Annotated in this window: 13 protein-coding genes; 3 read left to right on the top strand and 10 right to left on the bottom strand. The window is 49.2% G+C overall.

Features of this window, described 5'->3' with window-relative positions; translation table 11 throughout:
- Positions 1-17 precede the first annotated feature (17 nt).
- The 6 genes from IEW74_RS05850 to IEW74_RS05875 form a co-directional block, all read right to left on the bottom strand.
- Positions 18-1664: a heparinase II/III family protein gene (locus IEW74_RS05850; protein WP_188662690.1), complete on the bottom strand. Its 1647-nt coding sequence runs from the start codon at positions 1662-1664 to the stop codon at positions 18-20.
- A gap of 152 nt (positions 1665-1816) precedes the next feature.
- Entirely contained in the window at positions 1817-3736 is a 1920-nt protein-coding gene (gene cysN, locus IEW74_RS05855) for a sulfate adenylyltransferase subunit CysN (protein WP_188662692.1), read from the bottom strand.
- A complete protein-coding gene (gene cysD, locus IEW74_RS05860) occupies positions 3736-4644 on the bottom strand; it encodes a sulfate adenylyltransferase subunit CysD (RefSeq protein ID WP_188662694.1) in 909 nt (302 codons plus the stop codon). The genes cysN and cysD overlap by 1 nt, the downstream gene beginning before the upstream one ends.
- Positions 4645-4832: 188 nt before the next feature.
- Complete coding sequence (locus IEW74_RS05865; protein WP_188662696.1) at positions 4833-6065, bottom strand: ammonium transporter; 1233 nt, start codon at positions 6063-6065, stop codon at positions 4833-4835.
- Positions 6066-6417: 352 nt separating this feature from the next.
- Positions 6418-7746 carry an ammonium transporter AmtB gene (gene amtB, locus IEW74_RS05870; protein WP_188662698.1) on the bottom strand — a complete coding sequence of 443 codons (1329 nt, stop codon included), beginning with the start codon at positions 7744-7746 and terminating at the stop codon, positions 6418-6420.
- Positions 7747-7758: 12 nt separating this feature from the next.
- Positions 7759-8097: a P-II family nitrogen regulator gene (locus IEW74_RS05875; protein WP_188662700.1), complete on the bottom strand. Its 339-nt coding sequence runs from the start codon at positions 8095-8097 to the stop codon at positions 7759-7761.
- Positions 8098-8404: 307 nt separating this feature from the next.
- Here IEW74_RS05875 and IEW74_RS05880 point away from each other — a divergent pair, with 307 nt between their 5' ends.
- The 3 genes from IEW74_RS05880 (at position 8405) to asnB (ending at position 12846) form a co-directional block, all read left to right on the top strand.
- Positions 8405-9631: a tetratricopeptide repeat protein gene (locus IEW74_RS05880; protein ID WP_188662702.1), complete on the top strand. Its 1227-nt coding sequence runs from the start codon at positions 8405-8407 to the stop codon at positions 9629-9631.
- 81 nt (positions 9632-9712) lie between these two features.
- The gene (locus IEW74_RS05885; protein ID WP_188662705.1) at positions 9713-10933 is read left to right on the top strand and encodes a UbiH/UbiF/VisC/COQ6 family ubiquinone biosynthesis hydroxylase; all 1221 of its coding nucleotides are present in this window, start codon (positions 9713-9715) and stop codon (positions 10931-10933) included.
- Positions 10933-12846: an asparagine synthase (glutamine-hydrolyzing) gene (gene asnB / locus IEW74_RS05890; protein WP_188662707.1), complete on the top strand. Its 1914-nt coding sequence runs from the start codon at positions 10933-10935 to the stop codon at positions 12844-12846. The genes IEW74_RS05885 and asnB overlap by 1 nt, the downstream gene beginning before the upstream one ends.
- Before the next feature lie 26 nt (positions 12847-12872).
- Here asnB and IEW74_RS05895 read toward each other — a convergent pair whose 3' ends face one another.
- Genes IEW74_RS05895 through hisA form a run of 4 tightly spaced genes read right to left on the bottom strand, consistent with a single transcriptional unit; the run spans position 12873 to position 15056 of the window.
- A complete protein-coding gene (locus IEW74_RS05895) occupies positions 12873-13211 on the bottom strand; it encodes a 5-carboxymethyl-2-hydroxymuconate Delta-isomerase (protein ID WP_188662709.1) in 339 nt (112 codons plus the stop codon).
- A 16-nt stretch (positions 13212-13227) separates the two neighbouring features.
- Positions 13228-13554, bottom strand: coding sequence for a phosphoribosyl-ATP diphosphatase (locus IEW74_RS05900; protein WP_188662712.1), 327 nt, complete (start codon positions 13552-13554; stop codon positions 13228-13230).
- The gene (hisF, locus tag IEW74_RS05905; RefSeq protein ID WP_188662714.1) at positions 13551-14315 is read right to left on the bottom strand and encodes an imidazole glycerol phosphate synthase subunit HisF; all 765 of its coding nucleotides are present in this window, start codon (positions 14313-14315) and stop codon (positions 13551-13553) included. The genes IEW74_RS05900 and hisF overlap by 4 nt, the downstream gene beginning before the upstream one ends.
- 9 nt (positions 14316-14324) lie before the next feature.
- Positions 14325-15056, bottom strand: a complete 732-nt coding sequence (hisA, locus tag IEW74_RS05910) for a 1-(5-phosphoribosyl)-5-[(5-phosphoribosylamino)methylideneamino]imidazole-4-carboxamide isomerase (RefSeq protein WP_188662716.1) — start codon at positions 15054-15056, stop codon at positions 14325-14327.

Raw genomic sequence — 15056 nt, forward strand, 5'->3', positions numbered from 1 at the left:
TTATCTGCTTTGTTGGTTTACAGTTTGCTGAGACGCCATTTGACGCAAACACCTTCGCCGCGCAACGGGCCTTGCATGACAATCTGATCGGTATGTCGCACATAACCGGGACGTGCAACATAGATGCTTTCGCGAATATCCAGCTTGCCACCCTGTACCCGCAAATGCCAACCTGCCCCGCTGTGGGTTTTTAAAAGAACGGCCTGCCCGTCTTGAACCAACGAGGCATGCACATCGGGATGCAAATGCAAACTGATGGCATAGGTTGACCCACCCATGCCGATTAATTTGTCTTCAACACGCAGATCGGTGCCGGTTTTATTCATATAGACACTACGCTGATGGATCAGGCCGAAACTGGCTTGATAGGCATTGTGTCGGGCCTCGATCAGGACTTGCCCGTTATCTTCAAACCGTTGTGCCGATATGTCCACCTGATAGGGTTTGATGCCGCCGCCATGCAAGACGCTGAAACAGTTTTTATCATCAACAGTTAAACAGTTATGTGCGGCAGTGGCAGACAAGGCATCATGCCAGCTGGGATCCCCGCCAACGGCGCAGCCGCAATTGACCAGCAGTCGTTCATTATCAGAACTGACTTCTAAACTGAGCGGGGCGGCATGTCCGAAGGGATGGCGTTCAATATCGGGTGGTCCGGCCACGTCCATTAACAGGACGGTGCGTCCGGCCTCAATACGTTGATAACCGCTGTGACGGGCATCGCTAAGCGGTTGTCCGATATTACCGGTGCGATCTAATAGTTGATCAATTGCGTCACGCTGGCCTTCTTGGGAGCCATGAAACAGACCAAATCCACCGTCTGTATGGCGCAGCGTTCGGATCATGGGGGCCATTCGATCAATATTCAGACGGAAACTGGTCGGGCATTCCTTGTGCAGTTCATTAAAAATATCCATGAGTTCAAGAGTCATCTGCAAGACATCGTACAGCGTTTCAGCCGAGCGTGAAATATGACCGCCATCGGCAAGAATTTGACGATCGAGTTCTTGCGTCATGCGTTCCAGAACACGCGGTGTCTTTTTCTCAAACCCTTTGATAAACAAACAGATGTAAAGTTGACCACGCAAGGCCCGTAATAACGTATAACCCGTTAAATCGTGAAAACGGGCACGCGACAGGTGCGAGGCTTGTAAAGACAGACTGCTTTTGAAATCACGGACAAAATCATCATCGGCACGGGCACAAATTTTGTCAAGATTGGCCATCCAGTTGATCAGACGCTCGCCCATGACATCGGCGCGCCATGCAAGGGGGCTCCAGACACCGTGAAGGTCCAGCCAGCTTTGGATATATTGGCGGGCCGTCATGATGGCATCTGCGTCATCACTTTGGGCGAGATCGTTGAGCCATGAAAAACCATGAACCCAGCTTTGCCAAGCAAGATCATCCTGTGCGGTTGTCCAGGGATGGTCACCGCTTTTATAGGTGCGTCCGGCAAAAGGGAACTTTCCGTCCTTCAGCAATGCGACATTTTCCGGGTGGCTCACCTTCAGGTTATCAGGCAAGGCGATAACGTCCAACTGTGGATTTTTGCGCAGGGTAACCAGATAGAGCGGCGAGCGATAAAGCAAGGCGCGCACTTTGTTCAACCCTTTTTGCCATAAGGGTTGTTCATGGATATTTTCTTTATGTTTCAATGACATAAAACCATCTCGGGCAAAAGAATGTGCGATGCAACAGAAATCACATTTATTACCTATCAGGTTCATCGAAAAGGCACAAGATGTGCGCAAAAAAAAGCGATCCGTCTTTTGAAAAAAACGGATCGCCAAGAAGGGGGATGTTGTACAAAAAATTAGATTTCCGGGAACCAGACGTCCAAAATGCCCAATTCTTCCAGCTTTTGAACGACAACTTCTGCCGCTTCTTCCGCATTCAGTTTGGACCCATCAAGATGAATATCGGGGTCTTCCGGCGCTTCGTAAGGTGATGAAATACCTGTAAAGTTGGGCAAATCACCAGCGCGCGCCTTGGCATAAAGGCCTTTGACATCGCGTTCTTCGCAAATCTCCAGTGGTGTATCAACGAAAATCTCGATGAACTCACCTTCTTCCAACAAATCCCGCGCCATTTTGCGCTCTGATCGGAATGGCGAGATAAAGGAAGTCAGGGTTATGAGACCTGCATCGACAAACAATTTGGCCGTTTCACCGATACGACGGATATTTTCCACCCGGTCGGCATCACTGAACCCAAGGTCTTTGTTCAAACCGTGGCGGATGTTGTCGCCATCCAGTGCATAGGTATGTTTATGCAGGGAATGCAGTTTCTTTTCCACAAGGTTGGCAATGGTGGATTTGCCCGAACCGGACAGACCTGTAAACCACAAGACACAGGAACGTTGACCTTTACGTTCAGCACGTTCTTTTTTGCTGATATCAAGGGCTTGCCAATGCACATTGCTGGCCCGGCGCAGGGCATGGTCGATCATGCCGACACCGACAGTGGCGTTGGTATAACGATCAATCAAGATGAAACGACCTGTTCCCCGGCTATCCACATAGCTGTCAAAGGCTACGTTACGGTCAAGGGCAACATTACAAATACCGACTTCGTTAAGCTCCAATGTTTTGGCGGCGGCTTCTTCCAAGGTATTGACGTTGACCTTGTGTTTCAGCTCGCTGATTTGCGCACCTGCCGTTTGAGTACCGAATTTAATCAGATAAGATCGACCGGGCAAAAGGGCATCGTCATGCATCCAGATGATCTTGGCTTCGAATTGATCGGCATAATCGGGACGGGATTTGACATCGACCAGCATGTCACCACGCGAAATATCAATCTCGTCTTTCAAGGTGATGGTGACGGCTTGTCCGGCAATGGCTTCTTCCAAATCCCCATCCAGTGTGACGATACGATCAACGATGGAGGTTTGACCAGACGCCGGGATGGCAATTTCATCACCCGGCTTGACGCTGCCGGCTTCAATCGTTCCGCTAAACCCACGGAAATCGAGGTTGGGACGGTTGACCCATTGAACCGGCAGGCGAAACGGTTTTTCTTTCAGGTCGGACGCCACCTGAACGGTTTCCAGATAATGCATCAGGGTCGGGCCGTCATACCAGTCGGTTTGCGGGCTTCGATCAATGATGTTATCGCCGTTTAATGCGGAAATGGGAATGCAGGCAATGTCTTCAAAGCCTAAATCCTTGGCAAATTCACGATAAGCTTCTTCGATATTGCGGAATGTATCTTCGGCATAATCCACAAGGTCCATCTTGTTGACAGCCACGACGATTTTACGAATACCGACGAGGGAGACAATATAGCTGTGACGTTTGGTTTGCGTCAAAATCCCTTTGCGACCATCGACAAGGATAACAGCCACATCGGCGTTAGACGCGCCTGTTGCCATATTACGGGTATATTGTTCATGGCCCGGCGTGTCGGCAACGATGAATTTGCGTTTGTCGGTCGAGAAAAAGCGATAAGCCACATCAATGGTGATGCCCTGTTCGCGTTCGGCCTGTAGACCGTCCAGTAACAAGGCATAATCAATTTCTCCGCCTTGGGTGCCGACTTTTTTGGAATCGGCTTCAAGGGCAGCAAGCTGGTCTTCAAAAATCAGTTTGGAATCCCAAAGCAAACGTCCGATCAAGGTGCTTTTGCCGTCATCAACAGAACCGCAAGTGATGAAGCGCAACAGGCTTTTATTTTCCTGTGCGTTCAGATAAGCCAGAATGTCGTCGGCGATAAGGTCGGATTGGTGAGCCATTAGAAGTAGCCCTCTTGTTTTTTCTTTTCCATTGAACCGGCTTGATCATGGTCGATCAAACGGCCCTGACGTTCAGATGTGCGGGTCAGCAACATTTCCTGAATGATTTCCGGCAAAGTTGCGGCTTCGGATTCCACCGCACCGGTTAAGGGATAGCATCCCAATGTGCGGAAACGCACGGATTTCATCATCGGTGTTTCGCCGTCTTTTAAAGGCAGACGATCATCATCGACCATAATCAACATACCGTCACGTTCGACAACCGGGCGTTCTTTTGCGTAATAAAGTGGCACGATGGGGATATTTTCTTTGTAGATATATTGCCAGATATCCAGTTCCGTCCAGTTGGACAGCGGAAAAGCACGAATGCTTTCGCCCGGTTTAACGCGGGCGTTGTAAACATTCCACAGTTCGGGACGCTGGTTTTTGGGATCCCAGCGATGATTTTCTGAACGGAAGGAAAAAACACGTTCTTTTGCGCGGGATTTTTCTTCATCCCGGCGCGCCCCACCGAAGGCCGCATCGAATTTATACTTATTCAAGGCCTGTTTCAGCGCATCTGTTTTCATCACGTCAGTATGCATGGCTGAACCGTGGCTGAACGGACCAATGCCTTGCTTGACACCGTCTTCGTTAATATGGATCAACAGATCAAAGCCGTATTCTTGTGCAATGCGGTCGCGGAACTCCATCATTTCCTTGAATTTCCATGTGGTATCCACATGCATCAGGGGAAAGGGCGGTTTGGACGGGTAAAAGGCTTTGCGTGCCAGATGCAGCATAACGGCTGAATCTTTGCCGATGGAATAAAGCATCACCGGGTTTTCAAATTCAGCGGCGACTTCACGGATGATGTGAATGCTTTCGGCTTCAAGCTGCTTGAGGTGGGTTAAGTCTGTGGTATCCATCTTATATCCTATCTTTGGACACATGTCATTTGACAGCAACCTAGTGTGTTCAGGGATCAGAGTCAAAGATAAAATACATAATTTGTGTAAAATAAATTATATATACACAAATAAAATGTTTAATAAGACATATAAGAAACCGCTAAACCTTTTCAGTTATAGCGGTTTCTTTGAATTTTAGGTAGCTTTTATCGTCCGGATTGGGTCAGGTCTTCTTCCGGGTAGGCACCGATTTGGTGGATGGAAAGGTCTGCACCGCGAAACTCTTCTTCCTGTTCCAGGCGAATACCAACGGTTTTTGCCAGCACACCATAAACGACAAATCCGGCAATTGCAGCAAAGGCAACCCCGATGAGGGAGCCAACCAATTGCGCCATAAAGGTAACGCCGCCCATGCCGCCCAAGGCTTCCAGACCGAAAATGCCACAGGCAATACCGCCCATCAGGCCGCACATACCGTGTAAGGGCCAGACACCGAGAACGTCATCAATTTTCCATTTGTTTTGGCATTGCTCAAACCCCCAAACAAACAAAGCCCCTGCAATGCCCCCTGTTGCCAAGGCTCCGACAGGGTGCATGACGTCAGACCCTGCGCAAACCGCAACCAGACCAGCCAACGCCCCGTTGTGAATGAAGCCGGGGTCATTACGACCAACGATCAAGGCCGTGAGAATGCCGCCGATCATTGCCATCAGCGAATTAACGGCCACCAGACCAGTTACACCATCAAGGCTTTGCGCCGACATAACGTTAAAGCCAAACCAACCGACACATAAAATCCATGAACCGAGCGCAAGAAAGGGAATGTTGCTGGGTGGAATACCGATGACGGAACCATCTTTTTTATAACGGCCCATGCGTGCACCCAGCATGACAACGGCGCCAAGCGCAATCCAGCCACCAACGGCATGCACGACGATGGAACCGGCGAAATCATGGAAAGCCGCACCGAAGGAATTTTCAATCCAGCCTTGCAGGCCGAAATTACCATTCCAGACAATCCCTTCGAAAAAGGGATAAACAAGGCCGGTTAAAATGGCTGTGGCCATTAATTGCGGGAAAAATTTGGCACGTTCGGCAATGCCACCGGAAATAATGGCAGGAATGGCGGCGGCAAATGTCAAAAGGAAGAAAAATTTAACCAGATCAAAGCCGCTTTTGGCGAATAAATCGCCCGTTGCCCCTGAAATAACGCTGGCAGGCGCCAAAAAGCTGACGCCGTAAGCGACCATATAACCGACGAAAAAATAAGCAACGGTTGAGACGGCAAAATCAACGATAATTTTGACCAGCGCATTGACCTGATTTTTACGACGAACTGTACCAACTTCTAAAAATGCAAAGCCCGCGTGCATGGCAAGGACCATAATCGCCCCCATAAGCACGAAGAAAACATCTGCACCAATTTTTACGGTTTCCATAATTTCTCTACCTTAGTTTTGCCCAATGATCCCTGTCGTCCCAAATCGCAAGGGATCTTCTGAAAATGAAGATTGCGCCCTTTTAATCAAGAATTGTGCCAGACGAGGTGTTTTTCGTGTGCGCGCCATATTTTCTGCCGATTCTTATGGGTATTTGTCTAAAAAATATGCAGGGGAAAATTTGCACAATTGCTAATCATATGGGCAATTACCTGTCTATTTTTTAATCATTATGCAGCGTGCACATTTTTTAATCTGAGGGGAGTATATGGATAAAAGAAAGTCCCGTTACTCAATGAAGAGTAACGGGACGACCTTTGGGAAGGTAGAGATGATTGTAATCGAGGGCCGATTACATAGTTTGGGAGCCGCGACCGAATTCCGGATATGCTTCCATACCCAATTCGGCACGATCCAAACCAAGCTCCTCATCTTCAGCGGAGCAACGGATGCCAACTGTTGCTTTCAACACAGTCCAGACGATAGCAGACGCAACGATTACGAATGCACCGATAGACAGAACGCCGATCGCTTGAGTGACAAATGAGGTATCGGCATTGGTGGCCGGGACGATCATTGTGCCCCAGATACCGCATGCCAGGTGAGCGGAGATTGCACCGACAACATCGTCGATTTTCAGTTTATCCAGCAGCGGTACAACAAAGACCACAATGACACCACCGACAGCACCGATCAGGAAGGCCGAAGCCAGCGTTGGTGTATCCGGGCCAGCCGTGATGGAAACCAGACCACCGATGGCACCGTTGAGTGTCATGGACAGATCGACTTTTTTGTAAATAACTTGTGTCAGAATGGCTGCGGCGATTGTCCCGCCTACGGCTGACATATTGGTGTTGATAAAGATGTTGGAAATCGCAATGGCATCCGCTGCAGTCCCAAGGGCGAGTTGTGAGCCACCGTTGAAACCGAACCAGCCGAGCCACAGGATGAATGTACCCAATGTTGCCAACGGCAGGTTGGAGCCCGGGATCGGAGCAACGCGACCTTCAGCGTCATACTTGCCTTTACGGGCACCCAGGATGATCGCACCAGTCAGTGCACACCAGCCACCGGTTGAGTGAACCAGCGTGGAACCTGCGAAATCGGCAAAGCCCATTTCAGACAACCAGCCGCCGCCCCACTGCCATGCAGCGATGACCGGATAAATGAAACCGGACAAGACGACAACGAAACCAAGGAACGGCCAGAATTTGATACGTTCAGCTACAGTACCGGAAACAACGGAAGCCGCAGTTGCAACGAAAACCATTTGGAAGAACCAATCGGAAGAAGAGGCATACCCACCGGAGAAATCCCCGCCAAGTGCAGTTGCGTCATCCGGTCCCCAGATAGAGAAAGACCCGATAAAGCCGCCATCAACACCAGCGTACAGCAGGTTGTAGCCAACCAGATAGAACATAAAGCCGGAAACCGCGTAAAGAACGATGTTTTTCAGGCAGATGGTTGCGGTGTTTTTAGAACGCACAAGGCCGGATTCCAGCATGGCGAAGCCTGCTGCCATAAACATGACGAGGAAGCCGCAAACAAGAAAGAGGAAGGTATTGAGGATATATTGGACTTCGGTTGTCGGTGCATCTTCAGCCAAGGCTGGTTCGATGGCGACGATCAGCCCCAGCAGGGCGATCCATGAGATTTTGGAGAATTTTTTCCACACAGTCATTATCAAAACTCCTTAAAGTGCTTCGTCGTCTGATTCACCTGTGCGGATGCGCACGGCTTTGGAAACGTCATAAACAAAGATTTTACCGTCACCGATGCGACCGGTTTCGGCAGAGGTGCGGATGGTTTCCACAACGCTTTCAACCATGTCGTCGGAGGTAACGATTTCAATTTTGACTTTCGGCAGGAAATTCACGACATATTCTGCGCCGCGATAAATTTCTGTTTGCCCTTTTTGTCGACCAAAGCCTTTAACTTCGGAAACGGTTAAGCCGTGCACGCCCAATTGCGTGAGGGCTTCGCGAACATCGTCAAGCTTGAAGGGCTTGATGACGGCCATTACCATTTTCATTTTGCACTCTCCTAATAACGAGTAACTGAATAACTTGATTCAAAACAAAAGCTTACATGCTCTTGCCTCTTCTATTACAAGGACCGTGCCAACTTTTAAAAATACATAAAAACAATGACTTAGAATATAAGTCTAGAAAAATGATGAAATATTGCACAATCTAATTGCCTATAATTTGATCATTATGGCTTGTATGTATAAAATTTAGGCAAATTTTTTGAAGCGTTTGTTTCAATTAAATATGACAAGCCATTCTCAATTGAATATCCTGTGGTTTCAATCTGAACGTTAAGAGCGCGAACCCAATATGTCCGATGCATTTAAAGAGCTTTTCAAGCAAGGTACGAATTATTTCGCGCAAGGCCGATATGAGGAGGCAAAGCGTTTTTTATTGGAAGCCTTGGCCCTTAATCCCTCTCATGCACCGCTGAACTATTATCTTGGGACGGTTGCCGAAGAAGAAAAAGATTTTGATCAGGCTGAAACCTATTACGAAAAAGTTCTCGCGTGTGATCCAACCATGCGACAGGCCTATGTGCAATTGGCGCATGTTCTATTCTTTTTGGGTAAAAAAGAAAAGGCGCTGGTGGTTTTGCGTGCGGCCGAAGAACGCTTTGAAAACAGTCACGATCTGACCTATATGCGCGGGCAGGTCGCCAGTCAGCTGTTTCCCGGTTGGCATCTGCCCATGTTGGCGGACCAACGCCGCAATGATCTTTATGAGGCAGCGATCAATGCGCAAGTTCGTCCCGGTGATGTTGTTTTAGATATCGGTACGGGGTCCGGTTTATTGGCCATGATGGCGGCGCGTGCAGGCGCGGCCCATGTGTATGCGTTTGAGGCCCAACCCATGATTGCCCAGTTGGCGCGTGATGTGATTGCACAAAACGGATTGGCAGATAAAATCACGGTTATTGCCAAACATTCAACTCAGGCAGTGCTGGGCCAAGACCTCCCGCAAAAATGCGATGTGCTGGTGACTGAAATTTTTGATCGTGCCCTTGTTGGCGAAGGGGCCTTACCCAGTATTGCGCATGCACAGGCGGAATTATTAAAACCGATGGCCCGTGTGGTTCCCCAAGGGGCGCGTTTATATGGGGCGTTAATCGAATGTGATCATTTGCAACGTTTTCATCATATCGAAACGGTGAATGGCTTTGATCTCAGCGCCATGAATGTCTTATCCCATCCCCTTCTATATAAAGAGGCGTTGTTGGGGCCGCAGGACAGCCCTTATCATCAGGTTTTAAGTACGCCTTTTTTGGTCAAGGCGTTTGATTTCGAACAACCGCTCTCAACCCGTTTCAATACTCTGGCCACGGTTTCGGTTGTTAAAGAAGGCCAAGCCGATGCCATCTTATTGTGGTTTGAACTACAATTGAATGCGGAACATGTTTTATCAACCAAAGATCCGGCGCCGGATAGCCATTGGCGCGAAGCTGCGCAAATTTTATTAAAACGTCCGCAGCTTCAGATGGGGACAACGCTGGATATCAAAACCAGTTACAATGGATATTTTGATTTTCAGCTATAAGATGAACCATTCCAAACTAGACATTGATGGAAAAAAATCCCATAAGTTTGGAACGGTTTGAGCGACAAAAAAAGGATTCCCATGTCACAACATCTGAAAACGGACGTTCTGATTGTCGGCGGCGGATTGGTTGGCGCTCTGGCGGCTTGTGCGTTGGCGCGCGGCGGGGTCGATGTGGTGGTTGTCGATGCCGATGACCCGAAAACCCTGCTGAATGCCCAATATGATGGTCGATGTTCAGCGATTGCCCGCTCCGTTCACAACGCCTTTGTCGCCCTTGGTTTATGGGAACATATGGAAGCCGAAGCCGGTGTTATTGAAGATATCCGTGTGACCGATGGTCAATCCCCGCTATTTTTGCATTTTGACTCCCTTGATCTGGTTGGGGTGCCGTTCGGTTATATGCTGGAAAACCGCACGGTACGCAACGCCCTGTTAAAAGTCGTACCAAAAATGGATCATGCGACCTATCTGGCCCCGATGCGTGTGGAAAAGCTGGAACGCAGTGCGGCCAAGGTTGATGCGGTTTTAAGTGATGGCACAACGCTTGAGGCAAAATTGGTTGTCGGTGCCGATGGGCGCGGGTCGTGGGTACGGCGCAGTGCCAATATTGATCTGACGAAATGGTCCTATGATCAAACCGCGATTGTGACAACGGTGGAGACGGAAAAACCGCATTTGAATGTGGCACAGGAACATTTTCTGCCTTCCGGCCCGTTTGCCATTTTGCCGATGCCGGGCCATCGTAGCTCAATCGTCTGGACGGAAACCAGCCGCAATGCCCCGGTGATGATGGGCTTGAGCGAAGAAGATTTTCAGGCAGAACTGGCAGAACGTTTCAGTGATTATCTGGGCGAGGTCAAAGTGGTGGGGCCGCGCTGGTCTTATCCATTAACCCTGCAATTTGCCAAACGATCCATTGATCAACGTCTTGTTTTGGTGGGTGATGCCTCTCATGGTATGCATCCGGTAGCGGGACAAGGATTCAATATGGGCGCGCGTGATGCTTGCGCGTTGGCTGAATTGATTATTGAAACAAAAAAACTGGGTCTGGATATTGGCGCGGGTCGTGTGTTGGATGATTATGATCGCTGGCGCCATTTTGATAATCACCTGATGCTGGCCTCAACAGATGCGCTTGTGAAGTTATTTTCAAACAATATCGGTCCGGTGCGTTTTGTGCGCGATATTGGGCTGGCCTTGGTGGAGCAAATGCCCTTTGCCAAAAAATTCTTTACCCGTTCTGCCATGGGTTTGGTCGGGGAATTACCGCAGATCATGCAAGAGCGTGAGGCCGGATAATGTGCGGCATTGCCGGATTTTTCACCCCTGATGCGGTTGTTACACCAGAAGAAACCTTTGCCTTGGCGCAAAAAATGGGGCAGTCGCTTTATCATCGCGGCCCTGATGGCGGGGACAGTTGGATAGATGCCTCCTGTGGTTTGGGGTTGGCCCATCGTCGTCTTGCCATTATTGATTTAAGCGAAGCCGGGCACCAGCCCATGACATCCCATGATGGGCGCTTTGTCATGGTTTATAATGGTGAAGTCTATAACGCCGATGATTTGCGTCCCGAACTGGAAGCCCAAGGCCATCAATTTAATGGTCATTCCGATAGCGAAGTGATCTTGAATGGTTTTGCCCAATGGGGAATTGAGACTACGGTAAAGCGCTTGATCGGTATGTTTGCCATTGCCTTGTGGGATAAGCGCGAACAGGGTCTGTATCTGATCCGGGATCGTTTGGGGATTAAGCCGCTTTATTGGTATTTAAACGATAAAACCCTGTTGTTTGCGTCCGAACTTAAGGCCTTTCATCAGCATCCGGCGTTTGAAAAAAAGATAGATCGCCAATCGGTGAGTTCCTATTTGCGCCATAACTGCATTCCCGCACCTTACAGCATCTATGAAAAGACGCAGAAATTAAGGGCCGGGCATATTCTGCGCCTTGATCGTGATTTCAATCCTTCAATCCGGGCTTTCTGGTCTATGGATGATGTGGTGAGCCAAGGTCAAACGGATATGAGCCGTGCTGAAGCGGTTGAAGAATTGGAAAAACTGGCCCGTGATGCGGTCAAACGGCGCATGGTTTCCGATGTACCGTTGGGGGCATTTTTATCCGGCGGGATTGATTCTTCTTTGGTGGCGGCCTTGATGCAGGCGCAATCCAAAAATCCGGTCAAAACGTTTTCTATTGGGTTTGAAGACCAAGGTTATAACGAAGCTGTCCATGCCGGCGAAGTTGCCAGACATTTGGGCACGGATCATACCGAATTGTACGTGACACCGACAGAGGCACGTGATGTTATCCCATCCCTGCCCGATTATTATGATGAACCCTTTGCTGATTCTTCGCAAATTCCGACATATCTGGTGTCAAAAATGACGCGTGATCATGTCACGGTGGCCTTATCCGGGGATGGCGGGGATGAATTGTTTGGCGGCTATAACCGCTATTTTCTGGCACAAAAATATGCCAAGACGATTTTTGCCCTGCCTGCAATGGTGCGCAAAATCGCGGCCGGGACGTTAAACGCGCTGCCGCCAGCCTTTTGGGACGGGATGTTTAATTTTGTTCCCAAATCAAAACGACCAGCGCAGCCGAGCAATAAGGTCCAGAAACTAGCCGGATTGTTAGATGGTGATCTGGACGACCTTTACCCCCATTTGGTCAGCCATTGGGGGGAACCGGACAGGCTGGTCAGGGGCGCAACAGAACGCCGTGACGGCCCGATCTGGTCTGAGTGTAGTAAAAGCCTTGTGCCTGACCTGATTGAACGGATGCAATATCTGGATGTTCTGACTTACTTACCCGATGATATTTTGACCAAAGTGGATCGGGCGAGTATGGCGGTTTCATTGGAAGCGCGCGTTCCATTGCTGGACCATCGTCTTGTGGAATTTGCCTGGCGTTTGCCAAAAGATTTTAAAATCCATGATGGACAGGGTAAATGGATTTTGCGTCAGGTTCTTTATAAATATGTCCCGAAAGAATTGATCGAACGCCCGAAAATGGGCTTCGGCGTTCCCATTGATCAATGGCTGCGCGGTCCCCTCAAGGACTGGGCGGGCGATTTGTTACATATGGATAATGATTTACTGGATAACGAGCTTATCTTGCAAAAATGGCAGGAACATCAAAGTGGTCAGCAGAATTGGCAATATCACCTGTGGGATATTTTGATGTTACAAAGCTGGTGTGCGCGCTGGAAATAATATATTCCAGCGCTTTTTGTCGTGACTTACCCGCGTTTTAGATAGTTTGGCGTATCCATATCAATGGGTAGGATGCTGATGGCGACATCGTCATCGACCAGATTGGCGATACGGTCAAAAACGCATTTTGTCATATGTTGTTTTTGGTCGTCGGTGCGCCCGACAAACAGTTTAAAATCCACATGGACAAATAAGGTATCACCGCCGCCTGTGATAAAATGTTCCACCGGCAAGGCGCGGGCCTTAATGGCAGCAGGCGTAAAAAGACCTGACTCATCAGCACCATTCCAGACTTCTTGTACTAAATTCTGGATATCGATTTTCTTTTCCAATAGTTTTGCGTATGAAACGACCAAATGCGGCATGGGGGACTTCCTTATTTTATGTTTCGGTTCGTGCGGCTTTTTCGTCCAGACCGGAAATACCTTCACGTTTGGCAAGTTCGGCCCAAATTTCTTCAGGTTTCACACCCGTTTCCGCCCAAAGAACCAGAAGATGGTAAAACAGATCGGCACTTTCTGAAACAAGTTTATCATTGCCTTCGCTCAGGGCGGCGATCACACATTCCACGCCTTCTTCCCCGACTTTTTGGGCGATTTTATTGCGCCCTTTGGCAAAGAGTTTGGCGGTATAAGATTGGCTGGGGTCCGCCCCTTTGCGTGCGGCAATGGTTTGATAAAGCTGGTCAAGTACGGTTGCGTTTGTCATTGGTCCAACCTCACCGCAATACCGGCTTTTGCCATATGTTCCTTGGCTTCACGGATTGTATAGGTCCCAAAATGGAAGATGGAAGCGGCAAGAACGGCTGAAGCATGGCCTTCTGTCACCCCTTCGACCAAGTGATCCAGATTACCAACACCGCCAGAAGCAATGACTGGAATGCGTACCGCATCCGCAATGGCGCGTGTCAGTTCCAGATTGAAACCGATTTTCGTGCCATCACGATCCATTGAGGTCAGCAGGATTTCCCCTGCCCCATAGGCTTCCATCTTTTTGGCCCATTCCACCGCATCGATACCGGTTTCCTTGCGTCCACCGTGGGTGAAAATTTCAAATTTATTCGGCCCGACAGATTTGGCATCAATGGCAACGACGATACATTGTGCACCAAACTTTTCCGAGGCTTCTTTCACAAATTCAGGTCGCGTGACAGCTGCGGAGTTAATTGAGACTTTATCGGCGCCTGCCAACAACAGTTTGCGGATATCATCCACAGTGCGCACCCCGCCGCCAACGGTCAAAGGCATAAAACATTGTTCAGCGGTACGACGAACCACATCATAAATGGTGTCGCGATTTTCATGTGTGGCGGTGATATCCAGAAAAGTCAGTTCATCCGCCCCGGCAGCGTCATAGACCTTGGCTTGTTCCACCGGATCACCGGCATCGATTAAATCAACGAAATTAACGCCCTTGACCACACGTCCGTTTGCCACATCCAGACAGGGGATAATTCTTACTTTCAGCATGGTTTTCCCCTAGCCTTTCAATACTTTCATGGCTTCTGCCACATTAATTTTCCCATCGTAAATGGCCCGACCGGAAATGGCCCCGTCCAGATTGGCAACACCTTTTTCCTTGATGGTGTTAATATCATCCATCGAAGAGACCCCGCCGGACAGAATAACCGGTGTGGAAATAGCAGCGGCCAGTTCGTTTGTGGCTTCAAGGTTTGGCCCCTGCATGGCCCCGTCCCGGCTGATATCGGTGAAGATGATGGCTGCAACCCCGGCATCTTCAAATTTCAGGGCAAGGTCCAATGTTTTGACTTCGGAAACTTCTGCCCAGCCTTCAACGGCAACATAGCCATCGCGTGCATCAATACCGACGGCAACCTGACCGGGGAAACGTTTGCAGGCTTCAATAACAAAATCGGGATCACGCAGGGCAATGGTGCCTAAAATCACCCGGCTGATCCCCAGATCGAGCCAGCGTTTTATCGTCTCAAATGTACGAATGCCGCCACCCAACTGAGTTTGGGCTTTGCCGTCAACGGCGGTGACGATCTGGATGACGGCGTCTTCGTTAACTGGTTTGCCTTCAAACGCGCCGTTGAGATCAACAATATGAACCCATTCACATCCGTCTTTGACAAACTGGGCGGCTTGTGCGCCGGGGTCGTCGTTAAAAACGGTTGCCGCATCCATTTCGCCACGCAGAAGGCGGACGCAATTGCCGTCTTTCAGGTCGATTGCAGGATAAAGGTTCAT

Source organism: Terasakiella brassicae (assembly GCF_014641495.1).
In the GTDB taxonomy this organism is placed as follows: Bacteria; Pseudomonadota; Alphaproteobacteria; order Rhodospirillales; family Terasakiellaceae; genus Terasakiella; species Terasakiella brassicae.